The sequence below is a fragment of the Xanthomonas sp. AC360 genome, from assembly GCF_979258225.1.
This window is the reverse complement of the sequence record NZ_OZ409846.1, coordinates 4066121-4092581: the sequence shown is the minus strand read 5'-3', so window position 1 is coordinate 4092581 and position 26461 is coordinate 4066121. Positions and strand designations below refer to the sequence as shown.

General features: G+C 63.6%; 16 protein-coding genes, 5 tRNA genes and 1 pseudogene. 7 read left to right on the top strand and 15 right to left on the bottom strand.

The features are described 5' to 3' along the window. Positions 1–81 precede the first annotated feature (81 nt). On the top strand, positions 82–2445 hold the full coding sequence (locus ACZZ0O_RS17495; RefSeq protein WP_463591395.1) for a Tex family protein: 2364 nt from the start codon (positions 82–84) through the stop codon (positions 2443–2445). A gap of 576 nt (positions 2446–3021) precedes the next feature. Here the strand turns inward: ACZZ0O_RS17495 and ACZZ0O_RS17490 are convergent. Both ACZZ0O_RS17490 and ACZZ0O_RS17485 read right to left on the bottom strand, forming a co-directional pair. Then, positions 3022–6732: a PAS domain S-box protein gene (locus ACZZ0O_RS17490; RefSeq protein ID WP_463592484.1), complete on the bottom strand. Its 3711-nt coding sequence runs from the start codon at positions 6730–6732 to the stop codon at positions 3022–3024. 158 nt (positions 6733–6890) lie between these two features. Beyond that, positions 6891–7271, bottom strand: coding sequence for a response regulator (locus ACZZ0O_RS17485; RefSeq protein ID WP_463591394.1), 381 nt, complete (start codon positions 7269–7271; stop codon positions 6891–6893). Between the two features lie 139 nt (positions 7272–7410). On the opposite strand from ACZZ0O_RS17485, the gene ACZZ0O_RS17480 reads away from it, so the two are divergent. Next, a tRNA-Leu gene (locus ACZZ0O_RS17480) sits at positions 7411–7497 on the top strand. Between the two features lie 64 nt (positions 7498–7561). On the opposite strand, the pseudogene ACZZ0O_RS17475 reads toward ACZZ0O_RS17480, so the two are convergent. From ACZZ0O_RS17475 to ACZZ0O_RS17460, 4 genes and pseudogenes are all read right to left on the bottom strand, one after another. After that, a pseudogene (locus ACZZ0O_RS17475) lies at positions 7562–8604 on the bottom strand (tyrosine-type recombinase/integrase). Continuing rightward, positions 8604–8828 carry a DUF4224 domain-containing protein gene (locus ACZZ0O_RS17470; RefSeq protein ID WP_463591393.1) on the bottom strand — a complete coding sequence of 75 codons (225 nt, stop codon included), beginning with the start codon at positions 8826–8828 and terminating at the stop codon, positions 8604–8606. The pseudogene ACZZ0O_RS17475 and the gene ACZZ0O_RS17470 overlap by 1 nt, the downstream one beginning before the upstream one ends. Then, a complete protein-coding gene (locus ACZZ0O_RS17465) occupies positions 8821–9405 on the bottom strand; it encodes a J domain-containing protein (protein WP_463591392.1) in 585 nt (194 codons plus the stop codon). Before ACZZ0O_RS17465 ends, ACZZ0O_RS17470 begins: the two co-directional genes overlap by 8 nt. After that, positions 9398–9841, bottom strand: a complete 444-nt coding sequence (locus ACZZ0O_RS17460; protein ID WP_463591391.1) for a hypothetical protein — start codon at positions 9839–9841, stop codon at positions 9398–9400. The genes ACZZ0O_RS17465 and ACZZ0O_RS17460 overlap by 8 nt, the downstream gene beginning before the upstream one ends. Before the next feature lie 260 nt (positions 9842–10101). Here ACZZ0O_RS17460 and ACZZ0O_RS17455 point away from each other — a divergent pair, with 260 nt between their 5' ends. Further along, entirely contained in the window at positions 10102–10464 is a 363-nt protein-coding gene (locus tag ACZZ0O_RS17455) for a hypothetical protein (protein ID WP_463591390.1), read from the top strand. A 153-nt stretch (positions 10465–10617) separates the two neighbouring features. On the opposite strand, the gene ACZZ0O_RS17450 is transcribed toward ACZZ0O_RS17455, so the two are convergent. Then, a complete protein-coding gene (locus tag ACZZ0O_RS17450) occupies positions 10618–11172 on the bottom strand; it encodes a hypothetical protein (protein ID WP_463591389.1) in 555 nt (184 codons plus the stop codon). Between the two features lie 539 nt (positions 11173–11711). Between ACZZ0O_RS17450 and ACZZ0O_RS17445 the strand changes: the two genes are divergently transcribed. Further along, positions 11712–12113: a hypothetical protein gene (locus ACZZ0O_RS17445; RefSeq protein WP_463591388.1), complete on the top strand. Its 402-nt coding sequence runs from the start codon at positions 11712–11714 to the stop codon at positions 12111–12113. 225 nt (positions 12114–12338) lie between these two features. On the opposite strand, the gene ACZZ0O_RS17440 is transcribed toward ACZZ0O_RS17445, so the two are convergent. The 6 genes from ACZZ0O_RS17440 to ACZZ0O_RS17415 form a co-directional block, all read right to left on the bottom strand. Further along, positions 12339–12414 (bottom strand) — tRNA-Glu (locus ACZZ0O_RS17440). Between the two features lie 47 nt (positions 12415–12461). Continuing rightward, positions 12462–12537 (bottom strand) — tRNA-Ala (locus ACZZ0O_RS17435). A 696-nt stretch (positions 12538–13233) separates the two neighbouring features. Next, positions 13234–13309: transfer RNA gene (locus ACZZ0O_RS17430), tRNA-Glu, on the bottom strand. Between the two features lie 47 nt (positions 13310–13356). Further along, positions 13357–13432, bottom strand: a tRNA-Ala gene (locus tag ACZZ0O_RS17425). 101 nt (positions 13433–13533) lie between these two features. Next, positions 13534–13995 (bottom strand): c-type cytochrome, encoded by a 462-nt coding sequence (locus ACZZ0O_RS17420; RefSeq protein WP_463591387.1) that lies wholly within the window; start codon positions 13993–13995, stop codon positions 13534–13536. 8 nt (positions 13996–14003) lie between these two features. Then, positions 14004–14405: a c-type cytochrome gene (locus ACZZ0O_RS17415; protein ID WP_055854124.1), complete on the bottom strand. Its 402-nt coding sequence runs from the start codon at positions 14403–14405 to the stop codon at positions 14004–14006. A gap of 205 nt (positions 14406–14610) precedes the next feature. Here ACZZ0O_RS17415 and ACZZ0O_RS17410 point away from each other — a divergent pair, with 205 nt between their 5' ends. Genes ACZZ0O_RS17410 through ACZZ0O_RS17400 form a run of 3 tightly spaced genes read left to right on the top strand, consistent with a single transcriptional unit; the run spans position 14611 to position 22348 of the window. Beyond that, entirely contained in the window at positions 14611–15756 is a 1146-nt protein-coding gene (locus tag ACZZ0O_RS17410) for an efflux RND transporter periplasmic adaptor subunit (RefSeq protein WP_463591386.1), read from the top strand. Further along, the gene (locus ACZZ0O_RS17405; RefSeq protein ID WP_463591385.1) at positions 15753–19265 is read left to right on the top strand and encodes an efflux RND transporter permease subunit; all 3513 of its coding nucleotides are present in this window, start codon (positions 15753–15755) and stop codon (positions 19263–19265) included. Before ACZZ0O_RS17410 ends, ACZZ0O_RS17405 begins: the two co-directional genes overlap by 4 nt. After that, positions 19262–22348: an efflux RND transporter permease subunit gene (locus ACZZ0O_RS17400; protein ID WP_463591384.1), complete on the top strand. Its 3087-nt coding sequence runs from the start codon at positions 19262–19264 to the stop codon at positions 22346–22348. The genes ACZZ0O_RS17405 and ACZZ0O_RS17400 overlap by 4 nt, the downstream gene beginning before the upstream one ends. 1390 nt (positions 22349–23738) lie before the next feature. Here the strand turns inward: ACZZ0O_RS17400 and ACZZ0O_RS17395 are convergent. Together ACZZ0O_RS17395 and edd are read right to left on the bottom strand one after the other, a co-directional pair. After that, complete coding sequence (locus ACZZ0O_RS17395) at positions 23739–24398, bottom strand: bifunctional 4-hydroxy-2-oxoglutarate aldolase/2-dehydro-3-deoxy-phosphogluconate aldolase (protein ID WP_039815810.1); 660 nt, start codon at positions 24396–24398, stop codon at positions 23739–23741. Between the two features lie 52 nt (positions 24399–24450). Next, positions 24451–26367, bottom strand: a complete 1917-nt coding sequence (edd, locus tag ACZZ0O_RS17390) for a phosphogluconate dehydratase (RefSeq protein ID WP_463591383.1) — start codon at positions 26365–26367, stop codon at positions 24451–24453. Positions 26368–26461: the final 94 nt, after the last annotated feature.

Sequence of the window (26461 nt, the reverse complement as noted above, 5' to 3'; positions counted from 1 at the left end):
CGGCGCTGTCAACGGGTTTCCGTCGCGGGCCCACACTGCGAAAATGCTTTTTTTCAGTGAAGCGGTTTATTCCGCGCCGCCATGCACGATAGCCAGCTTGCCCAGCAGATCGCTCGCACCATCGCCGACGAGATCGGTGCCCAACCCGCCCAGGCGCGCGCCGCCATCGCGCTTCTCGACGAAGGCGCCAGCGTGCCGTTCATCGCCCGCTACCGAAAAGAAGTCACCGGCGGCCTGGACGATACCCAGCTGCGTAACCTTGAAACGCGCCTGACCTATCTGCGCGAGTTGGAAGACCGCCGCGCGGCGATCCTTTCCAGCATTGGCGAGCAGGGCAAACTCAGCGACGAACTGCGCAACGAGATCGCCGCTGCCGACACCAAGTCGCGGCTGGAAGATCTGTATCTGCCTTACAAGCCCAAGCGCCGCACGCGTGCGCAGATCGCGCGCGAAGCCGGGCTGGAGCCATTGGCCGATGGCTTGCTGGCCGACCCGACGCAGGCGCCGGAGGTGGCTGCCGCCGCCTTCATCGACGCCGAGAAGGGTGTTGCCGACATCAAGGCCGCGCTGGAAGGCGCCCGCGCCATCCTGATGGAGCGCTGGGGCGAAGATGCCGCGCTGGTTGGCGAGTTGCGTAGCTGGCTCAACGATAACGGGGTGATCCGCGCACGCGTCGCCGAGGGCAAGGAAGAGGCCGGTGCCAAATACCGCGATTACTTCGACCATGCCGAAGCGCTGGCGAAAATTCCGTCGCACCGCTTGCTGGCGCTGTTCCGCGCGCGCCGCGAAGAATTTCTGTATCTGGACCTGGACCCAGGCAGCGATGCCGAAGCCGGGCATCAGTACGCCGAAGGCCGCGTGGCGCGCAGTGCCGGCATTTCCAACCAGGGCCGCGCGGCCGACCGCTGGTTGCTGGACGCGTGCCGGCTGACCTGGCGCGCCAAGTTGCACATGCACCTGCTGCTGGACCTGTTCAACCAAGCCCGCGAGAAGGCCGAGGCCGAAGCGATTGCGGTGTTCGGCGACAATCTCAAAGACCTGATGCTGGCCGCGCCGGCCGGCCCGCGCGTGGTGCTGGGGCTGGACCCGGGCATCCGCACCGGCTGCAAGATCGCCGTGGTCGATGCTACCGGCAAGCTGGTGGCGACCGAGACGATCTACCCGCACGAACCCAAGCGGCAATGGGACCAGTCGCTGCAGACGATCAAAAAATTGTGCATGCAGCACAACGTGGAGCTGATCGCGATCGGCAACGGCACCGCCAGCCGCGAAACCGACAAGCTGGCCGGTGAGGCGATCGCGCTGTGCGGGGCGACCAAGTTGCAGAAGGTCGTGGTCAGCGAAGCGGGGGCGTCGGTGTATTCGGCGTCCGAGTTTGCCGCCAAGGAATTCCCGGAGCTGGATGTCTCGCTACGCGGCGCGGTGTCGATCGCACGGCGGTTGCAGGACCCGCTGGCCGAGTTGGTCAAGATCGAGCCCAAGGCAATCGGCGTGGGCCAGTACCAGCACGACGTGGATCAGTACCGCCTGGCCAAGGCGCTGGAGGCGCGTGTGGAGGACTGCGTCAACGCCGTTGGCGTCTACGTCAACACCGCCTCGGCCGCGCTGCTGTCGCGTGTGTCGGGCCTGTCCGGCACGGTCGCGGAAAACATCGTGCGCCATCGCGACGACAACGGCCCGTTCAAGCGCCGCAAGGATCTGCTCAAGGTGCCGCGCCTGGGCGACAAGACCTTCGAACAATGCGCTGGGTTTTTGCGCATTGCCGATGGCGACGAGCCGCTGGATGTGTCGGCCGTGCATCCGGAAGCCTATCCGGTGGTCGAGCGCATCGTCGCCAACACCGGCAAGCCGATCAAGGCGTTGCTGGGCGATGGCAGTTTCCTGCGCGGCTTGAAGCCGGAGCTGTTCACCGATGCGCAGTTCGGTGTGCCGACCGTGCGCGACATCCTGAAAGAGATGGAAAAACCCGGCCGCGACCCGCGTCCGGAGTTCAAGGCTGCGCAATTTGCCGACGGCATCGAGGACATCAAGCACCTCAAGCCGGGCATGGTGCTGGAAGGCGTGGTCAGCAATGTGGCCGCGTTCGGCGCCTTCGTCGATATCGGCGTGCATCAGGATGGGTTGGTGCACATCTCCGCGTTGTCGGACACCTTCGTCAAGGATCCGCGCGATGTGGTCAAGGCCGGCGATATCGTCAAGGTCAAGGTGCTGGAAGTGGACGTGCCGCGTAAGCGCATCGCACTGACCTGCCGCCTGTCCGACACGCCGCCGGCGGCAGATGGCACGGCGCAGTCGCGCGATGCACGCGGCAATGGCGGGCCGGGGCAGGGCCGTCGCGACGGCGGCGGACGTGGGCCGGCACCCGGCAACAGCAAGCCGCGGACCACTGCGCCACCGGCCGATAACGCACTGGCCGCGGCGTTCGCGCGCGCCAAGCGCAGCTGAATCATGCGGCCTGGCGCGGCGACTGTGTCTGATTGATTGATAGCAACGTTGCAGATCAGTTGTAGAGCGACTGCTTTGCAACGTTACAGCAGGGCCGTTGCCCGCCCGCCACCGCGGGACATGCCGCAAGTACGTCCTTGTCGGCTCTTATGCGGCATCCATGCCGCATAAGGTCCCGCGACGGTGGGCGGGCAATGACCAGTCGAAATGGTCGGTGTGCATGTCTTCAACAACGCAGCCGACTCACAGGTTGGTGCGGTGTCCTCGTCGCTTGCGGGACCGTGTGGCGGCATCCCTGCCGCCACAGGGCCTCCGTGGATGGATTCACCGCGTGTCCCGCAATCGGCGAGGGCACCGCGCCCTCGACCACCTGAGCTTTTGACTGCATCTCACAAGCGACGCGACGACTCCAATCCCGTTGTGCGGATGCAGTCTGGAATGCAGTCGGGCGGCAATTCAAGCGTGCCGGGGTGTCAGACAGTGCGCTCCTGCAAGAAGTCTGCATTCGCGATCGGGGCGTTGGCATTCTTCCTGCGCATTGCCTGAATTGCTTTTATCAGCCGCTGTCGGGCGATCTCACGCCGCTCCCGGCACCGCGCGCATCGGCACCACCAAGCGTTCGATCAGATCGACCAGCCCGGGCGGCTCCACCGGCTTGCCCATATGCGCATCGAAGCCGGCCGCCACGGCACGATCGCGGTCCTCTTCGTGCACGTAGGCAGTGAGCGCGATTGCCGGGATATGCCGTGGCAGATCGACGCGACCGGTGCGCACGGTGCGGATCAGATCGTAGCCATCGCGCAGCGGCATCGCGATATCGCTGACCAGCACATCGAACGCCGCAGTAGCCAGATAGTGCTCGGCTGCATCCACCGAACCGGCCGCCTGCACCTGCGCGCCGGCAAGCATCAGGAACTGCATCACCGCTTCGCGCGAATCCTGATCGTCGTCGACCAACAGCACACGCACGCCGTCCAGCCGCCCATTGCAATCGGCCGGAAGTCGCCCAGGTTGGCTCGAATCCTCCGATGACGGGCGCAGACCACTGACCCCGTGCTGGAACGGCAGCACGATGGTAAACACCGCACCCTGGCCTTCGCCGGCGCTGGAGGCCCCAAGGCTGCCGCCATGCAGATCCACCAGCTGACGCGAGATCGACAAGCCCAGCCCCAGCCCGCCAACACGCCGCGTGGTGCCGGCATCTGCTTGCCGAAACCGATCGAAGACGTGCGGCAGGAACTCCGGCGCGATGCCGATCCCGCTGTCCTGCACGCATAGCCGCAGACGTCCTTCCTCAACGTCCAATCCCACCCGTACGCTGCCGCCCGGTGCGCTGAACTTGAGCGCGTTGCTGAGCAGGTTGGTGAGCACTTGCTGCAAGCGCCCGGCATCGCCGAAAAACCACAATTCGCTGCCGGCCGGCGCGTCCAGTTCCAGGGCGATCTCGCGCGCCAGCGCGGCCGGCTGCATCAGCTCCAGCGTGCTGCGCGCCAGCCCGGCAATGTCGAAATGTTCGGCCTGCAGACGGATCTTGCCGGACAGGATCGCGCTCATATCCAGCAGGTCGTCGATGATCTGCGTCTGCGCACGCGCACTACGCTCGATGATGACCAGGCCTTTACCCAGATTCTCCGGCGCGAAGGTCTGCGCTTGCATCAGTCGCGACCAGCCCAGGATCGCATTGAGCGGCGTGCGCAATTCGTGGCTGAGCGTGGCCAAAAATTCGTCCTTGACCCGGCTGGCGTGTTCGGCCTGACCGCGCGCAGTGGTTTCCGCTTGCAGCGACAACGTGAGCTTGGCATCCACGCGCGTCCGCTCGATCACGATACCGGCCAGGTGCGATGCAGAGCGCGCCATCGCTTGTTCGCGCAGCGAGGGCAGATACGGGCGGTCGTAGTAGATGTTGAGCGTGCCCAGCACCTGGCCGTCGCTGGACAAGATCGGCGTCACGCAACACGCCGCGATGCCGAGCAGCGCCGAAACGGCATGATGAGGGCCGAAGCTTGGATCGGCCTGGAGATCGGCACAGATGACCTGCCGGCCAAGATGTGCGGCGCGCGAACAAGGCGGCCCATCCGGACCGATCGGCGCCGGCTCGAAGTTGCCGTGATACGCAAGCGGGAAGTGCGGCGCCGAGCCGAAGCTCAGGGTATGCCGCACCTCGTCCAGCACCATCACCGAGCAATACAGCCCAATCTCACCGCGCGCCTCCACGCTCAATGCGATCGCATCCAGCACCACCGGCAACGGTGCGCCAGTGGTGATCAGGCTCAGGATCGCGCGGTCGGACGCGGTGGCATCTTCGATGTGCTTGCGTTCGGAGATATCGGTGAGCGAGCCGATATGCCCGAGAAAACGTCCATCGCTGGCGAAATGCGGGGAGGCGTTATCGATACACCAACGGTACTGGCCGTCGTGGCGACGCACCCGGTATTCGGCTAAAAATTCGCCGCGCCGTTCCAGCGCCTGTTCGAAGGCCAACCGCACGCGGCCGGCATCGTCCGGATGCATCACATCCCACCAGCCCTGATCCAGCGCCTGATCTTCGGCTTGTCCGGTGAAGTCGTACCAGCGTGGGTTCCAGTACACGCAATCGCCTTGCGCGTCGGACATCCAGATCATCGCGGGGACCGTCTCGCACAGCGCACGGAAACGGATTTCGCTCTCACGCAAGCGGTGCTCGAAGGTGCGGCGATCATGGATGTCGGTATATGTGCCGATCCACTCGCTGATGCAGCCGTCGTCGCCGCGGACGGGCAGGGCGCGTGCCAGATGCCAACGCGCCTGGCCGTCGTGGCGCAGCAATTCGCATTCGATCTCGTAAGCGCGCTCGTCGAGCAATGCGTCCTGCCATGCCTGCACGGACAGCTGCAGACCATCTGCGGTATGGGCCCGATGCCACGCGGCGCCTTCGTTGTTGCCCGGATCCAGCCCGGTGTATTCGTACCAGCGTTGATTGAAGTAGTGCAGCTGGCCATCGGGACCGGCGATGAAGATGATCTGCGGCAAGGTGTCGGCAAGCCGGCGCAGACGCGCTTCGCTGGCGGCCAGTTGTTGCTGCGCCTTGGCCCGCTGCATCGACTCCCAGCAGCGCGCCGCCACCAGCCGCACCAGCTCGATCTCGGTCGACAACCAGCGCCGCGGTGCACGTTGGTGCACGCCGATTGCCGCGACCAGCCGGCCATGTTTATGCAGCGGTATCGCCAACGACGCACGCAGGCCGGAGTGGCGATACTGCTCGGCAACATAGTCCGGCGCACCCGGTGCCATCGCATCGGTGGTGAACCATGGCCGGTTGGCCAGCAGTGCATCGCGCAGGCCTTGGGCCACTTCCATCGGGAAGTCGCCTTGCAGGCTCGGCATGTCCTGCACGTGGTCGCTGATCACATGCATGATGCTGCCATCTTCGGCCGCCAGTCCGAACGCACAGCGATTGGCCTGCAGGTGTTCGCCGAGGAAGCGCACGCTGGTGTCGATGACGTGCCGTGGATCGGAGACATGCTGCAAGGCGTCTTCGAGCATCAGCAGAAAACTGTCGCGAGTCTCGACGCGTCGCTGCGCAGTCACATCGAACCCGTGCACCAGAATTGCATCGACGCGACCATCGCTGTCGCGCATCGGCTGGTACAGAAAGTCGACGAAGGTTTCGTCGAGCGTGCTGCCGGGTGTGCGCTGCAGATAGGCGGTCATCGATTCGCCGATGAACGGCTGGCCGCTACGACGGACCTCGTCGAGCAGGCCGAGATAGCCTTGATCGGCGATCTCCGGCATCGCCTCCAGCAAGGGACGGCCCAGCAGGGGACGCTCGCCGACAAGATCGTGGAAGCGTTGGTTGACGCTCTCGATGATGTAGTCGGGCCCACGCAGTACGGCCATGAAGGCCGGCGACTGGTCGAGCGCGGGCGGCGCCGCAAGCGACATGGCGTCGCTACGCTGTTCGCGCGCACCACGTGCGGGCGCAGCAGCCACATACAACGCGCCCACCTGCTTGCCAGCGTCCAGGATCGGACTGCACGACCAAGTCGCCAGATCGATTGCAGTGTGCGCATCGCCCGGCAGACCGCCAGCCAGGTCGGCGCGCGTCAGCTCGGCAAGCGGCTGGCCGAACGCAGCAGGGTGTCTTTCACCCAATGACGCGATGCAGGCGTCGTTGTAGATGCAGCATGCGTGCTCGCCCCAGACCACTAGCATCGGGTGTTGTGCGTGCAGGCACACCGACAGCGCGGTACGCAGCGCCTGACTGGCGCAGAGCAGCGGGTCGGCGACGCATGTGGACGCCAGTACCAATGCTGCAGTTTCGCTCGTCTCCGGCAACAGGCCGGCAAACGGCGACACGGCACTTTCCATCCAGCAACCACCTGCAGATCTTGGATGCTTGATTCTAGTGACAAGCGCTCGGGTGGCAACCAAACCGCCGACAACCGGTCAGGTGGCGAGCCATGGCATCAGCTGCTGGCACTGCTCATCTGCCGGGCACGCGACAAGGCGCCGACCAGTTCTTCGGAGAGATAAGGCTTGGTCAGAATGACGCCGCGTTCGAAGCCGGTGGGAATGCTGCCGCTGGCAACGCCGGTGGCCAGCACAAACGGAATGCCGCGCTGCGAGAGCAGACGGGCAACCGGCTCGCTGGTCTGACCATTGCCGAGGCGATAGTCCAGCACGGCGATATCCGGCGCATCGGCCTGGATCAACTCCAGGGCATCCTGCACCTCGCCAACAGGGCCGACCACCGCCGCACCCGCGTGGACGAGCTGCAACTCGAGCAGCATGGCATTCATGTCATCGTTTTCGACCACGAGTACCCGAACTCCACGCAGCACCGACATTGCTTACTCCTTCACTTAAGTCGGCCAGTATATCGAGGCTGGTCGACCAGGGTGTTGCCGACGCCGCTTGCAGCTGAATTCGTCAGGAGCATCCTGCCACTGTTCGTTTCATTCGCAAGCCGCTATACTGCGCGGCCACGCCGAAGTGGCGGAATCGGTAGACGCAGCGGACTCAAAATCCGCCGCCCTTAAAAGCGTGTGGGTTCGAGTCCCACCTTCGGCACCAATGACTTACGGCAGCTTCGGCTGCCGTAATCATTTCCGCAATCTGGAAAGCCTTTCCGCAATCCTCAACGTGTCGGGGTCACCTTCGTCCCACGCCGGTTGCGCACATAGTGTTCTGTCATCACCACCGAGCTGTGCCCCAGTTGCTGCTGAGCCTTGCGGATATCGCCGGCCGAATCGGTCTTGTCGGTGCCAGCCTTGGCCCGTAGGTCTCGGAACTGGATGCCGTCCACCTTCGCCGCTCGGCATGCTTTCAGCCACCGGCGGGACATTGCCGTGACGCTGACGGAACGGCAATGCTCACTGACGACCAGCATCGTGCTGTGGACGGGATAAGCCTTCTTCCGATCCCGGATGCGTTCAAGTAGCCGTGCCAGCTGTCCTTCATCTGCGATTTCGACGCGCAGGCGCTTGCCGGTTTTGCCTTGCCTGACGTGTACATCGCCGCCCCGCACGTCCATCTCCGACATGGCGAGCACGTCGGCGGGCCGCTCGCTGGCCGGTCAGGTACGCCAAGTCCATGGCGTCACGCAGACACGGATCAGCCGCTTCCCACACAGCGGCGTACTGCTCGTCTTCTGTATAAACGTCCCGGCCCGTTTCTCGGAATCCCTTGATGCTGGCACACGGGTTGGGCAGGGCGATGTAGCCGCGATCTCTCGCGAAGTTCCAGATATGAGACAGCAGCGCCTTCTCACGGTTCGCCCGCACGTGGGCGGACCCGCCCCTCGTGCGCCAGGTCAGGTACTGCCGGACATGCACAGGCTTGATCGCCTCGATCGCCGCCGGTGGGTCGTCGAAAAATTCCCTCAGCTTCAGCACCTCCTTGCGGTTGTCGGCGAGGGTCCGCGTCGCCTTGCGACTGGCCACTTGTGCCATGTACTGATCGCAGACCCAGCCAAACATGACCCGCGCCGCCGGTTCGGCGCGCGCCTGTCCTTGCAGCTCTGCCCAGCGCTGGATCGCGATCCCAGTCACTGCCTAGCGATTCCTCGCGCCTGTATGTACCCCCGCGGGTGCCATGGTCGTAAAAATAGTAGGTCTTCGCGCCGCGCTTGCGCTGGCGGAAGTTCGGTATCGCTCCTTGGTTGATCGGTCGCCTTCCCATCACGCTGCCTTGTTCGGTTTCCAGACGACTGCCTCGGCACCGGCGTCCGCTGCGGGCGCGCCCTCGATTATCGATCGCAGCACGACCGGGCGGCCATTGAGGTCGATGTAGTGGCGAATCCCGCTACGCACGAGGAAAAGGATCTGCCGTTCGAGATACGGGGTGCCTGTGAGATCTTTGACCTCATCGCGCGATAGGCGGATGCCGGCGGTTGAATCAGTCATCAGATTTCTCCTGCAGATAGACGTCCCATGCCTGCTGTACCCGCTGAAACGCAGCAGCATCTCCACCGGCGCGGTCCGGATGATGCTGCGAGCGCAATCGCCGATAGCTGCCCTCGGGATCGGCCGGGTCCAGCACGTCGCGCCACGACAGCGCCACGGGTGCGGGTAGGGCGGTGAAGCCTGCGAAAGCGCGCTCCATCATGTCGGAGCTGCCCCAACGCTCGATTCCGCGAATCGCATCGATCGTCAGCGTGATCGCGCGCAGGTTCGCTTCGCGCTTGGCGAACTTGTCGCAGGCCAGCACCATCTCCACGCCCTTGCGTGTGAAGTAGATGGCTATGCCTTCGTCGTCGTTGCGCGGCTGCTGGCTGTAGGGCATGCCGTCCTGCCGGAGCTTGAGGTTGCTGCTGACGATGATGTCGCTCGCGCCGAGCCGGCCAAGCTCGTCGATCACGTCGCGGAACGCGCGGTCGGTCGTTTGACCCTTGAACGGGCTGTGCGCACGGAGGTGGCCGGGAGTGCGCGGCTGCCCCGCCCGCCACCTCAGCGGGTATCGCTGGTCGGGGCGCTCAGCCATTGCAGCCTCCAAGCAGGCCACGCTCGGCGCTGCGCAGGGCGCGCGCAAGCTTAGGCGCCCACCAAGCCGGCTTGCCGATAATCGTCCCTGGCGGCATCTCGCGCTCGAGCCAATGCACGAACAGGTCGGGTACATCCTTCGCCGCTGCCGGCTGGCCGCCACTTCTACCGCAATTGCGGCACGGGCCTTCGTGCGTTTCGCCATCCGGCCCTTTCGTCTGGTCGTAGAAGCCTTCCGGGTCTTCGCCCGATCCACTGTACCGGACGCAATCCGCTGCCTGGGAGTGGGTGGCGAGCAACCGGCGCAGGTTGGTGAGCGGGGTTTCCAGCTCGGTTGCAGACCGCCCCTTATGGTAGAGGCACCCGTCATCCCACTCGCCGTATTTCTCAATCGCATTGACCAGCGCCGACGCCTCACCAACCAGGTCAACCGGCACAGCAGCAGGCGCGGGCGGGCCAAGAAACAGGTCGGCACAGCTGAACCACTCCCGAGAAAACGTTCATCTGCACGCGCTGGTGCACGACATATGCCCACGCCAGGATGGGGAATTCCTGACGGCGCGAAGCGGCGCTGACTGATATAGCTGATGAGGTGTAGCGCGTAATCTATCTGTGCCGGACGCGAAGCCAAGATGGCCGCTCAACCCGCGGAATCTGAGCAAGCTCAAGCCGGCTCCCCCGATAACATGGAGAAGTTATGAAGAACTCGCTTGTCACCGCATTCGTTGCTGCTGCTCTGCTTGCCGCTTCGTCGGTCGAGGCCGCTACTTATCAAACAGTTGTTGAAGGATATGCTCGCTCGGCAGGTGGTCAGACTGTCGATGCCACCCCGCAATGTCCCGCGGGATTTACTCCAATTTCTGGCGGTTGGGACACCGGCTCCCCGAACGTCGTCACCTTCGTCGGTGGCTTGCCCGAGAACAACAACAGAACTCAGTCGATGAATGGCGGGCGCTTCTCGCTGGTGGGGAGCTATCCGAATGGCAATGGATGGCGCACCTACGGCTACGTGAACGGGCCGACGATCGTCAACATCTACACGGTGTGTGCATCGCCGTAAGCCGTAAATGTCAAACGCCGGCCGCGGGGCCTTTGGCAAGCCGCTGCTGTAGTTGTTCGAAACGCCATTGAAATGAATGGTTAAAAGGCCAGCACTTGAGTGCTGGCCTCTGCTCACGTTAGAAGGAGCTATCGCTCCCTTCAAGGTGTCAGCTTAAAGCCAGATGTAGCCGATGATGCCGTCCATCGCGGGATTCTTGACGTTCTCGCAGTTGGATGCAGTTGTATCGAAATGGTCCGCCCAGTTATTAGGCTTCAGGCCACCTCGCATGCAGCGATAAAGCGGCACCGTGCCCGGAATCTGAGTCGATGCGATGTATCCAGTGATTGGCTGAGCAACCGCTTGGCGTTGGCCTTCGCAGTTGGGATCTGTCGACGTAAATGTGTCGTTCCAATCCAAGGTGACGCACGAAAAAAGCGCGTGAGAACCTTCAAATGGCGTGTAGGAGATGAAGCCCAGCACGCCTTGGCGCGTGCCTGGCCACTGCTGATAATAATCACGCGGCAATGGGCGGACAGAGAACATATTGTCCCTAAAAAACCAACGCTCAAGCTCAATCGGTGTGGCGCCCGGGGGAACTACAGCAGGCTGGGCCCGTGCTTCTGCGGCTACTTTAGCCGTCAGGCCAACGTAGTCGAGCTTTTCTGCGGACACACAGTTTGCTGCGGCAAGCAATAAGCCTGCGGAGGCGGCGACAATAAATTTCATTTAGAACTCCATTTTCAAAATTGACTAAGGCGTAGCCTTTCGTGAGCATCTTGCCCACTTGCAACTGTAACGATCTCGCGCGTTTGAGATCACTGCGCGTTGCTGTGATGTGACCAAGTGCCCACTCAGTCGTTGTTGCGGCATGTGCAAGGGACCAGCGAACTCTACTTTCAGTCAGCTTGACCTGGTGGCATGCGCTCACGTTGCACGGGTGATGTCTCAGAACTGGCGACAAGGATCGAGCAAAGAGCGGCATAGGCGTTCCGCAATGCAAATGGCATGCTTGCAGCGCAAGGGTCTGCGGGGCGATGAAAGCCGGGAATTGCGGAACGCAAAAACCCCCGAAAGCCTTGCCCCATAAGCTTCTTGGCTCGGACTCAAAATCCGCCGCCCTTAAAAGCGTGTGGGTTCGAGTCCCACCTTCGGCACCAAGATGTTGCAGTAACAGCGAAAGCCCTTCCGGCGCAATCCGGAGGGGCTTTTTGCTATGTGTTGTTGTGCTGCGGCAGTGCTACGGATTGGCGCCAGCGCGACGTCCGATGCGCGTGATCGCGGAGCGTTTGCGCGGAGCAGGCGTCGTGCGCTTGTTCTCAGGTCATCGCGCTGCATGTCGTCGGTTTCTGCGCATCGTGCGATCGCCTTGGCCATACGTGGCTAAAGATGCGTTTGTTCCCTACGCAACTGCGGTCTCGGTTGGCGTTGCAGGCACGCAACCATCACGCCCGGTCGGTACCGTGGAGCTTTCCTTCAAACAGGTAGCCACCATGGATTTCGATGCTTCGCAGCAGTTGCGCATTCTTCGCGACATCCACGTCACCAAGCCGGTGTCCGACGAGGAAGCAAATTGGGCGGTGCGTGCAGGCTATGCCGCGCAAGCCGAAGACGGCGATATCGATCTGACCCACGAGGGTCGCAAGGCGCTGGACGACGGACAAGCCTGATCTTTTGATGCGAATGTTGTGTGGCGATGCGTGTGTGCCTGTGACAGCTCGATCGACATCGCAACCTGATGGCCGGGCGCGCCACACGCGGGTTGCATCTGCGTGGTAATCCAACACTTGTAGAGATCGAATACTTCGCTTCAACCGGGCGGTCTTCGGCATCATTGCTGAGCACTGCAAACATGCATAAAAAAAGCCCCGGCAGAGCCGGGGCTTTTGGATGATTGGCGTCCCCACGGGGATTCGAACCCCGGTGTCCACCGTGAAAGGGTGGTGTCCTAGGCCTCTAGACGATGGGGACGCGTATCAAAACCTCGTTGTCCATTCCAGACGGCCTAATGTCTGAAGTGGTGGAGCCAGGCGGGATCGAACCGCCGACCTCCTGCATGCCATGCAGGCGCTCTCCCAGCTGAGCTATGGCCCCGCGTTGCTGCGAGCCGGCAATCATAGCGACTGAAGACGGCTTTGGGAAGCGGTCTGTGCAAAAAAGATCTCCGGCGCTTCGGCGCGTCGAACTGGATTGCGTGATCAGCACGAAGTTGCGCATGCAGCCAATCAATACGTCTCTTCTCGCGAGTGACCTTGCGATCAATCCGATGGCCTGGATGGTTCGTCGGCGGTGGCGGTGGTGGTGCGGAGAGTACGTAGGTGTTGCGGACGTCGTCTCACATTAGCGCATGGACCGCAGCATCGACGCGCTACCTTCAATCATCAACATCGTGATCAGCAGCATCAAGCGCCCGCAACGAAAACCGACGGCGCAGTCGACGTTAGCGACCAATGCTCCACGTCCGTGTTGTGCGCGGCGTTCGTTGCGCGACCGTAATTGGCACTCGATGCCGCGCCTGGGTCGACGCTGACGATGCGAACGCGTGATCGACGCGACTGCTTGTGCATGACGTCTGCATCAGGCTCGCGCAGGCCGGTTCCAGTGAGCCCTCGTTCGGCAGGTCGCCGATGGTGTCGATGTACATGGAGGCCGTGCGCAACGCAACGACGCTCGAATTTTTTGACGCGTCCATGGCGGCAGCGAGGCTGCTGCCGAGACACAGCGCAAGCGCTCATCACTGCAAAAAACAGGCAAAAAAAAGCCCCGGCAGAGCCAGGGCTTTTGGATGATTGGCGTCCCCACGGGGATTCGAACCCCGGTGTCCACCGTGAAAGGGTGGTGTCCTAGGCCTCTAGACGATGGGGACGCAGATCAAAACCTGAGTTGTCATTTCAGACGGCCTAATGTCTGAGATGGTGGAGCCAGGCGGGATCGAACCGCCGACCTCCTGCATGCCATGCAGGCGCTCTCCCAGCTGAGCTATGGCCCCACGAAACTGAGAACGAAATGATAGCGACCCGTTAATGTTCGCGCAAGCGCTTTTTCATTCCGATTGAGACAGCGCGTGCGCTCGGCAGCGCTGCCTGAAACTCACTTGACGCCGTGCAGATCGCGCAGCTGCGTCGGCCGGGCACCGAAATACGCGGCGAGGTCGGCGATGTCCTGATCGCTCAATGCAGTGGCTTGCGCGGTCATCAGCGGGTGCTGGCGGTCGCCACTGCGATAGGCCTGCAGCGCGTGCGCAAGATAGTCGCCGTACTGGCCGCCAAGCTTGGGATAGCTGGGGTCGATCGGCGCATTGCCATCGGCACCGTGGCAATCCACGCAGCTCTGGCCGGTGGCCTTGCCTTTGGTATGCGCCAGTTTGTCGCCAGCCTCGGCGCGACCGGCGGGCAAGCCGGCAGAGGAGCCAGAGCCGTGCTCGCCGCTGGCATGGCCGGCATCGCCGGCGGAGTGATCGGTGGATTCGACCTGGGATTGAGAGCAGGCCGCCATCATCAGGGCAGCGACCAGGACGATGGCTAGACGCGGAGCGTGCAGGGCGTTCGGCATGTGGGCGCTTATTTGAGGGTGGACAGGAAGGCGGAGATGTCGGCGATGTCCTGCTCGGAGAAACTCTGCGCCTGCGCCTGCATGGTCGGGTGTTTGCGCTTGCCCTGGCGGTATTCGGTCAGCGCCTGAGTCAGATACTGACTGGACTGGCCGCCGATCTTGGGCACGCGGTAACTGGGGTAGGCGTTCTTGTAGCCGGTCAAGCCGTGGCAGCCCTGGCAGGTATACGCCAGCAGGCGGCCATTGGAGGGATTGCCGGTCGGCGCTGCGGGCGCGGCAGCAGCAGGTGCTGCGGCGGCAGGCGCTGGCGTGGCCGGTACTGCTGGCGTGACTGACGGTGTCGCTGATGCGCCCCCAAACGGCAGGAAGACGACCAGAGCGAGACAAGCGGCGAGCGGCTGCGGGCGCATGGTTTCGTATCCGGGAGACTGATTGAGCGTCCGCACGGTGGGGGCGTGACGGAACCGGACCGAGTATGCCTGCGAATTGGCGTGGAGCAAACGGGGTGAATACGCGAAGTTGAACAGACCATGACCTTTGGCGCATTGGCGACATGCATGTTCGGGTGGTTTACTTGCCTACAACACCTGTTCACGCATCCACTAGGACACGACGATGTCGCCACTCTCCTTCTTGGCCGGCCGCAGCGGAATTTGCGCCGCCGCAGTATTGATCTCCACCAGTCTGTTGTTGGGCGGCTGCAAGACCGGCGACGGGGAAGCCAAGGCCACTGAAGAAAAAAAGGCCGTCGATACCGTGCCGGTGGAAATCGCCAAGGCGGCGCGTCGCGCGGTGGCTGCCAGCTATACCGGTACCGCAGCACTGGAGCCGCGTGCGGAAGCGCAGGTGGTCGCCAAGACCTCCGGCGTGGCATTGGCGGTGATGGTGGAAGAGGGTCAGAAAGTGTCGGCCGGCCAGGCGCTGGTGCGACTGGATCCGGATCGCGCGCATCTGGCCGTTGCGCAAAGCGAAGCGCAACTACGCAAGCTGGAAAACAGCTACCGCCGCGCCACGCAATTGGTCGGTCAGCAGCTGGTGAGCGCAGCCGATGTGGATCAGCTCAAGTTCGATGTGGAAAACAGCCGCGCGCAGCACCGGCTGGCATCGCTGGAGCTGTCCTACACCACGGTGCAGGCGCCGATTTCCGGCGTGATCGCCTCGCGTTCGATCAAGACCGGCAACTTCGTGCAGATCAACACGCCGATCTTCCGCATCGTCGACGACTCGCAGCTGGAAGCCACGCTCAACGTGCCCGAGCGCGAACTGGCGACGTTGAAGTCGGGCCAGCCGGTGACCTTGCTGGCCGATGCGCTGCCGGGCCAGCAGTTCGTCGGCAAGGTGGATCGCATTGCGCCGGTGGTGGATTCGGGCAGCGGCACGTTCCGTGTGGTGTGCGCCTTCGGCAAGGGCGCCGAGTCGCTGCAGCCGGGCATGTTCGGGCGCATCCGTATCGATTACGACCAGCGCAAGGATGCACTGGTGATTCCGCGCCTGGCGCTGCTCGATGATGGTGAGCCTGCGGTGTTTGTGGTGCGCAATGGCAAGGCCAGCCGGGTCCCGGTGAAACTTGGTTACGCCGAAGGCCCGTGGCTGGAAGTGCGGCAGGGCTTGAAGGAAGGCGATCAGGTGGTGACCGCCGGCAAGGTGGCGCTGCGCGATGGCACTGCCGTGCAGGTGATTGGCCAGCCAGAACGCAAACCGGTTGCTGCTGCGATACCGACGGCCGGCGACAAGACCGGCAGCGATGAGACGCGCTCATGAGCGATCTCGGCAACGCGCACGGACCCGTGCACGACCCGCACGCGCCTCTGCATGGAGGCGGCGGTGGATTGGTGGCCTTCGCCACGCGGCGGCGCGTGACCATCGCCATGATCACCGTGACCATGCTGTTGTTCGGCCTGATCGCGCTGCGTAGCCTCAAGGTCAATCTGCTCCCCGATCTGAGCTACCCCACGCTCACCGTGCGCACCGAATACACCGGCGCGGCGCCGGCGGAAATCGAAACGTTGGTGACCGAACCGGTGGAAGAAGCCGTCGGCGTGGTCAAGAACCTGCGCAAGCTCAAGTCGATCTCGCGCACCGGGCAGAGCGATGTGGTGCTGGAATTCGCCTGGGGCACCAACATGGACCAGGCCGGCCTGGAAGTGCGCGACAAGATGGAAGCGCTGTCGCTGCCGCTGGAAACCAAGCCGCCGGTGCTGCTGCGCTTCAATCCATCCACCGAACCGATCATGCGGCTGGCGTTGTCGCCCAAGCAGGCCCCGGCGTCGGACGCCGATGCGATCCGTCAGCTCACCGGTCTTCGCCGCTATGCCGACGAAGACCTGAAAAAGAAGCTCGAACCGGTGGCCGGTGTGGCCGCGGTCAAGGTCGGCGGCGGGCTGGAAGACGAGATCCAGGTCGATATCGATCAGCAGAAACTGGCGCAGCTCAATCTGCCCATCGACAACGTGATCACCCGGCTCAAGGAAGAGAACGTCAACATCTCCGGCGGCCGGCTGGAAGAAGGCTCGCAGCGGTATCTGGTGCGCACGGTGAACCAGTTTGTGGATCTGGACGAGATCCGCAACATGCTGGTCACCACGCAGAGCAGCAGTAGCAGCGCCGCCGATGCAGCGATGCAGCAGATGTATGCGATTGCCGCTTCCACCGGCTCGCAGGCGGCGCTGGCGGCAGCGGCGGAAGTGCAGAGCACGTCGTCGGCGTCCAGCAGCAGCATCGCCGGCGGCATGCCGGTGCGGCTGAAAGATGTGGCCGACGTGCGCCAAGGCTACAAGGAGCGCGAGGCGATCATCCGTCTGGGCGGCAAGGAAGCGGTGGAGCTGGCGATCTACAAGGAAGGCGATGCCAACACCGTGTCCACGGCGGCCGCGCTGCGCGCGCGACTGGAGCAGCTCAAGGCAACCGTGCCGGGCGATGTGCAGATCACCACCATCGAAGACCAGTCGCACTTCATCGAACACGCGATCAGCGATGTCAAAAAAGATGCGGTGATCGGCGGTGTGCTGGCGATCCTGATCATCTTCCTGTTCCTGCGCGACGGCTGGAGCACGTTCGTGATCAGCCTGTCCTTGCCGGTGTCGATCATCACCACGTTCTTCTTCATGGGCCAGCTTGGCTTGAGCCTCAACGTGATGTCGCTTGGCGGGCTGGCACTGGCCACCGGCCTGGTGGTGGACGATTCGATCGTGGTGCTGGAGAGCATCGCCAAGGCGCGCGAACGTGGTTTGAGCGTGCTGGATGCGGCTATTGCCGGCACCCGCGAAGTGAGCATGGCGGTGATGGCCTCCACGTTGACCACCATTGCGGTGTTCCTGCCGCTGGTGTTCGTCGAAGGCATTGCCGGGCAGTTGTTCCGCGATCAGGCGCTGACGGTGGCGATCGCCATTGCGATCTCGTTGGTCGTCTCAATGACGCTGATTCCGATGCTGAGCTCGCTCAAGGGCGCGCCACCGATGGCGTTCCCGGATGAGCCGGACCAGCCGGATTGGACGCCCGAACAGCGCTGGCTCAAGCCAGTGGCTGCCGGCCGTCGCGGTGCGGGGGCCAGCGTGCGCTATGCGTTCTTCGGCGGGGCGTGGGCGGTGGTCAAATTTTGGCGCGGCATCGCACGGGTGGTGTCGCCGGTGATGCGTAAGGCCAGCGACATTGCCATGGCGCCGTACGGCCGTGCCGAGCGTGGCTATCTGGCGATGTTGCCGGCAGCGTTGCGTCGGCCCGGTCTGGTACTGGGATTGGCCGCGGCCGCGTTTGTCGGCACCGTGTTGTTGGTGCCAATGCTGGGGGCGGACCTGATCCCGCAGCTGGCGCAGGATCGCTTCGAGATGACCGTGAAACTGCCGTCCGGCACGCCGCTTGCGCAGACCGATGCACTGGTGCGCGAGCTGCAACTCGCGCACGACAAAGACCCCGGCATTGCATCGTTGTATGGCGTGAGCGGCAGCGGCACGCGGCTGGATGCCAACCCCACCGAAAGCGGGGAGAACATCGGCAAGCTCACCGTGGTGATGGCCGGCGGCGGCAGCCCCGAGGTGGAAGCGGCGGCGACGCAGCGTCTGCGCAGCAGCATGGTCGGGCACCCCGGTGCGCAGGTGGATTTCGCACGGCCGGCGCTGTTTAGTTTCTCGACTCCGCTGGAAGTGGAATTGCGCGGTCAGGATCTGGGCGAGCTGGAGCGGGCCGGGCAAAAACTGGCCGCGATGCTGCGCGCCAATGGCCACTATGCCGACGTCAAATCGACGGTGGAAGAGGGCTTTCCGGAGATCCAGATCCGCTTCGATCAAGAGCGTGCCGGTGCACTGGGCTTGACCACGCGGCAGATCGCCGATGTCATCGTCAAGAAGGTGCGTGGTGATGTGGCCACGCGCTACAGCTTTCGCGACCGCAAGATCGATGTGCTGGTGCGTGCGCAACACAGCGACCGTGCCAGCGTGGATGCGATCCGCCAGCTGATCGTCAATCCGGGCAGCAGTCGCCCCGTGCGCCTGGCCGCCGTGGCCGAGGTGCTGGCGACGACCGGCCCGAGCGAGATCCATCGCGCCGATCAGACCCGCGTAGCGATCGTGTCGGCCAGCCTGAAGGACATCGACCTGGGCGGTGCGGTGCGCGAAGTGGAAACGCTGGTGCGCAAGGACCCGTTGGCCGCCGGCGTCGGCATGCATATCGGCGGGCAGGGCGAGGAGCTGGCGCAGTCGGTCAAATCGTTGCTGTTTGCGTTCGGGCTGGCGATCTTTCTGGTCTATCTGGTGATGGCGTCGCAGTTCGAATCGCTGCTGCACCCGTTCGTCATCCTGTTCACCATCCCGCTGGCGATGGTGGGCGCGGTGCTGGCGCTGCTGATGACCGGCAAGCCGGTCTCGGTGGTGGTGTTCATCGGCTTGATCCTGCTGGTGGGCCTGGTGACCAAGAACGCGATCATCCTGATCGACAAGGTCAACCAGTTGCGCGAAGAAGGCGTGCCAAAGCGCGAGGCCTTGATCGAAGGCGCGCGCTCGCGCTTGCGGCCGATCGTCATGACCACGCTGTGCACCTTGTTCGGCTTCCTGCCGCTGGCGGTGGCGATGGGCGAGGGCGCGGAAGTGCGCGCACCGATGGCGATCACCGTGATTGGCGGCCTGCTGGTGTCCACGCTGCTGACCCTACTGGTGATTCCGGTGGTGTACGACTTGCTGGATCGCCGTGCGGACGCGTACTACCTGGAGCGCGGCCGGCGCATGGCGCGGCAGCAGGCGCAGACGCGTGAAAACACCGACGGACTGGAGGCGCTATGAGCGTTGCGGCCTTCAGCATTCGTCGCCCGGTCACCACCATCATGTGCTTTGTGTCGTTGGTGGTGGTGGGCTTGATCGCCGCCTTCCGATTACCGCTGGAGGCACTGCCGGACATCTCGGCACCGTTCCTGTTCGTGCAATTGCCGTACACCGGCTCCACGCCGGACGAGGTGGAGCGCAATCTGGTGCGGCCGGCCGAAGAAGCCTTGGCCACGATGACCGGCATCAAGCGCATGCGCTCCACCGCCACTGCCGATGGCGCCAACATCTTTATCGAGTTCTCCGATTGGGACCGCGATATCGCCATCGCGGCATCGGATGCGCGCGAGCGGCTGGATGCGATTCGCGATGAATTTCCCGATGATCTGCAGCGCTTCCATATTTTCAAATGGTCCAGTAGCGACGAGCCGGTGCTCAAGGTGCGCCTGGCCAGCCAGACCGATCTGACCGGCGCGTACGACATGCTCGACCGCGAGTTCAAGCGGCGTATCGAACGCATTCCCGGCGTAGCGAAGGTCGAAATTTCCGGCGCCCCACCCAACGAGGTGGAGATCGCCATCGCGCCGGATCGCCTCACCGCGCACGACCTTAGCCTCAACGACTTGAGCGAGCGGCTGGGCAAGCTCAATTTCTCGGTGTCCGCCGGGCAGATCGACGACAACGGACAGCGCATTCGGGTGCAGCCCATCGGCGAGTTGCGCGACCTGCAGGAACTGCGTGATCTGGTCCTCAATGCCAAGGGCTTGCGTCTGGGCGATATCGCCGAGGTACGCCTCAAGCCCACGCGCATGAACTATGGGCGGCGGCTGGATGGGCGCCCGGCGATCGGTCTGGATGTCTTCAAGGAGCGCAGCGCCAATCTGGTGGAAGTGTCCAAGGCCGCGCTGAAAGAGGTGGAAGATATTCGCGCCGAGCCCGCGATGCGCGACATACAGATCAAGGTCATCGACAACCAGGGCAAGGCCGTGACCTCGTCGCTGGCTGAACTCGCCGAAGCCGGGGCGGTGGGCCTGTTGTTGTCGATCACCGTGCTGTTCTTTTTTTTGCGGCATTGGCCATCGACGTTGATGGTGACCCTGGCGATCCCGATCTGCTTTGCGATCACGTTGGGCTTCATGTATTTCGTCGGCGTCACGCTCAACATCCTGACGATGATGGGTTTGCTGCTCGCGGTGGGCATGCTGGTGGACAACGCCGTGGTGGTGGTGGAAAGCATCTACCAGGAGCGCGAGCGCATGCCCGGGCAGCCGCAGCTCGCGGCATTGCTCGGCACCCGCAGCGTGGCGATTGCGCTGAGCGCAGGTACGTTGTGCCATTGCATCGTGTTCGTGCCAAATCTGTTCGGCGAAACCAACAACATCTCCATCTTCATGGCGCAGATCGCGATCACCATTTCGGTGTCGTTGTTGGCGTCGTGGCTGGTTGCGATCAGCCTGATCCCGATGCTGTCGGCGCGCATGAAGACGCCGCCGATGGTGACCTCCGATCATGGCGTGATCGCCAGGCTGCAACAGCGCTATGCGCGGGTGCTTGCATGGACGCTGGCCCATCGCGGCTGGAGCGTGGCCGGGATCATCCTGGTGAGCGCCATCAGCCTGGTGCCGATGAAACTGACCAAGGTCGACATGTTCGGCGGCGATGGCGGCAACGAGGCCTTCATCCAATATCAGTGGAAGGGCTCGTACACGCATGAGCAGCTGGGGGAAGAGATCGGGCGAGTCGAGAATTACTTGGAAGCCAATCGCGAGAAATACCACATCACCCAGGTCTATTCGTGGTTCAGCGAGGTGGAAGGCAGCAGCACGACGGTGACCTTCGATGCGAGCAAGGTCAAAGACCTGCCGCCATTGCTGGAGCAGATCCGTAAGGCGTTGCCGCGTTCTGCGCGTGCCGACTACAGCATCGGCAATCAGGGCGATGGTGATAGCGGCAACCAGGGCGTGCAGGTGCAATTGGTTGGCGACTCCACCGAGGCGCTCAAGTCGCTGGCCGATGAGGTGGTGCCGCTGCTGGCGCAACGCAAGGAGTTGCGCGACGTGCATGTGGATACCGGCGATCGCACCAGCGAGCTGGCGATCCGCGTCGATCGCGAGCGTGCTGCCGCGTTCGGTTTCAGTGCGGAGCAGGTGGCCAGTTTCGTGGGGCTGGCACTGCGCGGTACGCCGCTGCGCGAGTTCCGTCGTGGCGACAATGAAGTGCCGGTGTGGGTGCGTTTTGCCGGCGCCGAGCAAAGCAAGCCGGAAGATCTGGCCGGCTTCAGCGTACGCACCAAGGATGGCCGCAGCGTGCCGCTGCTGAGTCTGGTCGATGTGCAGATCCGCCCGGCGGCCACGCAGATTGGGCGCACCAATCGCCAGACCACGTTGACCATCAAGGCCAATCTGGCCGAAAAAATCACCGTGCCGGAAGCACGCGCGGCGATGGAAAAGCCGCTCAAGGCAATGAATTTTCCTGCAGGCTACAGCTACACCTTCGATGGCGGCAACTATCAGAACGACGGCGAAGCGATGGGCCAGATGCTGTTCAACCTGGTGATCGCGTTGGTGATGATTTATGTGGTGATGGCGGCGGTGTTCGAATCGCTACTGTTCCCGGCGGCGATCATGAGCGGCGTGCTGTTTTCGATCTTCGGCGTGTTCTGGCTGTTCTGGATCACCGGCACCTCGTTCGGCATCATGTCCTTCATCGGCATCCTGGTGCTGATGGGTGTGGTGGTGAACAACGGCATCGTGATGATCGAGCACATCAACAATTTGCGCCGACGCGGCATGGGACGCACGCAGGCGCTTGTGGAGGGCTCACGCGAGCGGTTGCGGCCGATCATGATGACTATGGGCACCGCCATCTTGGCGATGGTGCCGATCTCGCTGACCAGCACCACGATGTTCAGCGACGGCCCGCCGTACTTTCCGATGGCCCGCGCCATCGCCGGCGGCCTGGCGTTTTCCACCGTGGTGAGCCTGCTGTTCCTGCCGACGATCTACGCGATTCTCGATGACATGAGCAACGGCGCAGCAGCGCTGGTACGACGTGCGCGTGGCGTACCGAAGACGACGCAGGCGAGAGCCTCGCTGGAGTCTTGAACGACCAACGATCCGTCTCAAAGCCCCTCTCCCGCCGGGAGAGGGGTTGGGGTGAGGGTACGGTTTTCCGGGTACTGCCAAGTGCGCGGCTGTTGGTTACTGGCTTCGGTGAGGGGCGACAGCGCGGCCGGGGATCGGCTACTCGGCTCGGTCAGACATCCTGTCTGACTCGCCGCCGCGACACATCCTTGTGCCGCTCTCCGCCAATCCCCGGCCACGCTGCCGCCTCGGCGAGTCACTGCAACGCCTTGGTCAAGGCAAGCGAATTTTCCTTCCTGTTTTCCATGACCTGCGCGATTTTTGATGACAGCAGCAGATCAGGGATCTGCTGGGGTGTCGTGGTGCGCGGAAAACGCCACCGCCACGTAGCGCTAGAGCCTTGAACGTCATGACCCGCCTGGAGCCCCTCTCCCGTCGGGAGAGGGGTTGGGGTGAGGGTACGGTTTTCCTGGTACTGCCAAGTGCGCGGCTGTTGGTTACTGGATTCGGTGAGGGGCGACAGCGCGTCCGGGAATCGGCTACTCGGCTCGGTCAGACATCCTGTCTGACTCGCCGCCGCGGCACATCCTTGTGCCGCTCTCCGCCAATCCCCGGCCACGCTGTCGCCTCGGCGAGTCACTGCATCGCCAAGCGAATTCTCCTTCCTGTTTCCCATGACCTGCGCGATTTTCGATGACAGCAGCAGATCAGGGATCTGCTGGGGTGTCGTGGTGCGCCGAAAACGCCACCGCTACGTAGCGCTAGAGCCTCGAACGTCATGAGCCGCCTGAAGCCCCTCTCCCGTCGGGAGGGGTTGGGGTGAGGGTACGGTTTTCCGGGTACTGCGAAGTGCGCGGCTGTTGGTTACTGGCTTCGGTGAGAGAGGCAGCAGCGCGGCCGGGAATCGGCTACTCGGCTCGGTCAGACATCCTGTCTGACTCGCCGCCGCGGCACATCCATGTACCGCTCTTCGCCAATCCCCGACCACGCTATCGCCTCGGCGAGTCACCATCATGATCTTGATCAGGTAAAGCAATTTTTCAAAGCTTGGCGGGGGAGCGTGCCTGACAGTAATCGCTGCTCCACGTTCCGCCAACACAGGAACATTCGAAGAGTGGTCTGCGGGCGCCGGGGCAGGACCTTACACGACAAGAATGTCGTGTAAGGGCCCCCATGGATGGGTTCACGGCGTGTCCTGCCCCGGCGCCCGCGGGCCGTTCCACGCACAAGAGAAATGCGCCAGCGAATCAGGCTTTCCTCAGCCAAATCTAAAGCGTAAACAAACTGCGCTTTCCTCAATCATCTGAAAGCGCTAGCCAACCAGGCTTTCCTCAGCCAACCAGCTTTTGTCACCCAATCAGCTTTCCACCGCAGCCCGGCTTTTCAACTCTCTGGATGCGGCGCCCAGAAATCACCCCGCACGCACCTGCCGAACGATCGCCGCGGCCTTGGCCGAGCTTTCCTTGACCTTGTCCCATTGGCCCTGGGCCAACCAGTCCTTGGGGACCATCCACGAGCCGCCGATGCACAGCACGTTCGGCTGCGACAGAAACTCTGCTGCGTTAGCTTCGCTGATGCCGCCGGTGGGACAGAGCTTGAGCTCGGACAGCGGGCCGGCGAGGCCCTTGAGCATTTGCAGGCCGCCGACGGCAGTGGCCGGGAACAGTTTGCACACGCGGAAGCCCAGACCCATCAGGGTCAGCAATTCGGTGGGGGTGGCTGCGCCGGGAACGGCCGGGATCGGCGCATCGGCCAGCAAGCGCGCGAGCGGGGCAGGCGTGCCCGGCGTCACCAGGAAATCTGCGCCAGCATCCACCGACTGACGCAACTGCAGTTCGCTCAGCACGGTGCCAGCGCCGATCACGATATTGGGCAGTTCGCGCTTGAGCATGGCCAGCGCTTCGATCGCGATCGGTGTGCGCAGAGTGAGCTCGATCGCGGGCAACCCGCCTTCGAGCAGCGCATCGGCCACGCGGCGCGCCTGGTCCAGCGTATCGACAGTGACCACCGGCAGGATGCCGGCGTCGCGCAGCAGTTGTTCGGCGGTGTTCTGGGTCTGGGCAATCGTCATTGCAACTCCATTAGACGGCGACCGCCTGGGCGGTCGCTGAGAGGGAAGGGGATCAGGCGTCTTTGGACTCGTGCGGCGCGGCGGCTGCGGCAGCATCTGCGCCGAGTTCGTACTCGGCGTCGTAGCTCCACAGTGCACCGTCCGGATGCGTCGGGCCGCAGGAAATCGAGATCGCGCCCTGGTCGGCCGGGCCGACGACCTGGCGGTTGATCGCAAACAGGTTGCGGCCCAGGTCGTTGCCGGCCACGGCGGTATTGGGCGCCACTTCGCGCGATGCCCATTCTTCGGCCGAGACCAGCACTTCCAGCGTGCCGGCTTCGCCGTCCAGGCGCACCATGTCGCCCTCGCGGACGCGCCCGATCGGGCCGCCACGCGCGGCTTCCGGCGTCATGTGGATCGCGGCGGGGAACTTGCCCGAGGCACCCGACAAACGGCCGTCGGTGACCAGCGCCACGCGGCGGCCCTGGTTCTGCAGCAGGCCGAGTAGCGGGGCCATCGAATGCAGTTCCGGCATGCCGTTGGCACGCGGGCCCTGGTAACGCAGCACCACCACGAAGTCGTGCGGCAGCACGCCGGCGGCATGCAGTTTGTTGAGCACCTGCGGCGTGTCGATCACCACCGCAGGCGCTTCGATCTTGCGGTGCTGCGGCTTGACCGCCGACAGCTTGATCAGCGAGCGGCCCAGGTTGCCGCGCAGCAGGCGCAGGCCGCCTTGCGCTTCGAACGCATCGCTGACCGGGCGTGCCACGCTGTCATCGGCGGTGGTCGCGGTGCCGGGCACATAGGTGACCTTGCCGTCCTGCAACCGCGGCTCGTTGGCGTAGGCACGCATGCCGCCTTCGACCACGGTGTGCAGATCGTCATGCATGTAGCCGGCGTCCATCAGCTCGCGGAAGACGAACGCGGTGCCGCCTGCGGCCTGAAAGCGATTCACGTCGGCTTCGCCGTTTGGATAGATGCGGGTCAGCAACGGCACGGTCTGCGAGATCAGGTCCATGTCGTCCCAGGTCAACACGATCCCGGCCGCACGCGCCACGGCGATCCAGTGAATGGTGTGGTTGGTCGAGCCGCCGGTGGCCATCAGCGTAACCACCGCATTGACGATGGCGCGTTCGTCGATCAAGCGACCGAACGGACGGAAGTCATCGCCCAGTGCGGAGATCGCCAAGGCGCGTGCGGTGCCCTCACGGGTCAGTGCATCGCGCAGCGGCAATTCCGGATTGACGAACGAGGCGCCGGGCAATTGCACGCCCATCGCTTCGAGCAGCACCTGGTTGGAATTGGCGGTGCCGTAAAAAGTGCAGGTGCCGGGCGAGTGATACGACGACGCCTCGGCTTCCAGCAGCTCGGCGCGGGTAGCTTCGCCGGCGGCATAGCGCTCGCGCACTTCGGCTTTTTGCTTGTTCGGGATGCCCGGCGTCATCGGGCCGGCCGGCATGAATAGCGCAGGCAGATGGCCGAAGGCCAGCGCGCCGATCAACAGACCCGGCACGATCTTGTCGCACACACCCAGATACACCACGCTGTCGAACATGTCGTGGCTGAGGCCGATCGCCGCAGCTTGCGCGATGTTGTCGCGCGAAAACAGCGACAGCTCCATGCCTGCGCGGCCTTGGGTCACGCCGTCGCACATCGCCGGCACGCCACCGGCTACCTGCGCGGTGGCGCCGAGCGCACGCGCGGCATCGCGAATCAGCTGCGGGTAATGCTCGAACGGCTGGTGTGCCGACAGCATGTCGTTATAGGCGGTGATGATGCCCAGGTTAGGCGTGGCCGCACCGCGCAGACGCGATTTGTCGGTCGGTTCGGACGCCGCAAATCCGTGCGCAAGATTGCCGCAGCTCAGACGGCTACGGAACGGACCCTCACGCAGGGCGGCATCGAGGCCGGCCAGATACGCCGTGCGCGACGGCGCGCTGCGCTTGCGGATACGGTCGGTGACAGCTTGGATGTTCGGATGCAGGCTCATTGGCTACCGGCTATGAGAAACGGGGGGAAGAAAGCACGCTGTTGTGTAGTTTAAATACCCGCACATGGATGTGCGGGCTGGTGCGAGGCACTCG

Bases quoted from the DNA above. Each gene is read 5' to 3' on its own strand.
- ACZZ0O_RS17495 (WP_463591395.1), top strand. From the start codon at position 82: ATGCACGATAGCCAGCTTGCCCAGCAGATCGCTCGCACCATCGCCGAC.
- ACZZ0O_RS17485 (WP_463591394.1), bottom strand. From the start codon at position 7,271: ATGTCGGTGCTGCGTGGAGTTCGGGTACTCGTGGTCGAAAACGATGAC.
- ACZZ0O_RS17470 (WP_463591393.1), bottom strand. From the start codon at position 8,828: ATGACTGATTCAACCGCCGGCATCCGCCTATCGCGCGATGAGGTCAAA.
- ACZZ0O_RS17465 (WP_463591392.1), bottom strand. From the start codon at position 9,405: ATGGCTGAGCGCCCCGACCAGCGATACCCGCTGAGGTGGCGGGCGGGG.
- ACZZ0O_RS17455 (WP_463591390.1), top strand. From the start codon at position 10,102: ATGAAGAACTCGCTTGTCACCGCATTCGTTGCTGCTGCTCTGCTTGCC.
- ACZZ0O_RS17450 (WP_463591389.1), bottom strand. From the start codon at position 11,172: ATGAAATTTATTGTCGCCGCCTCCGCAGGCTTATTGCTTGCCGCAGCA.
- ACZZ0O_RS17445 (WP_463591388.1), top strand. From the start codon at position 11,712: ATGCGCGTGATCGCGGAGCGTTTGCGCGGAGCAGGCGTCGTGCGCTTG.
- ACZZ0O_RS17420 (WP_463591387.1), bottom strand. From the start codon at position 13,995: ATGCCGAACGCCCTGCACGCTCCGCGTCTAGCCATCGTCCTGGTCGCT.
- ACZZ0O_RS17415 (WP_055854124.1), bottom strand. From the start codon at position 14,405: ATGCGCCCGCAGCCGCTCGCCGCTTGTCTCGCTCTGGTCGTCTTCCTG.
- ACZZ0O_RS17410 (WP_463591386.1), top strand. From the start codon at position 14,611: ATGTCGCCACTCTCCTTCTTGGCCGGCCGCAGCGGAATTTGCGCCGCC.
- ACZZ0O_RS17405 (WP_463591385.1), top strand. From the start codon at position 15,753: ATGAGCGATCTCGGCAACGCGCACGGACCCGTGCACGACCCGCACGCG.
- ACZZ0O_RS17400 (WP_463591384.1), top strand. From the start codon at position 19,262: ATGAGCGTTGCGGCCTTCAGCATTCGTCGCCCGGTCACCACCATCATG.
- ACZZ0O_RS17395 (WP_039815810.1), bottom strand. From the start codon at position 24,398: ATGACGATTGCCCAGACCCAGAACACCGCCGAACAACTGCTGCGCGAC.
- edd (WP_463591383.1), bottom strand. From the start codon at position 26,367: ATGAGCCTGCATCCGAACATCCAAGCTGTCACCGACCGTATCCGCAAG.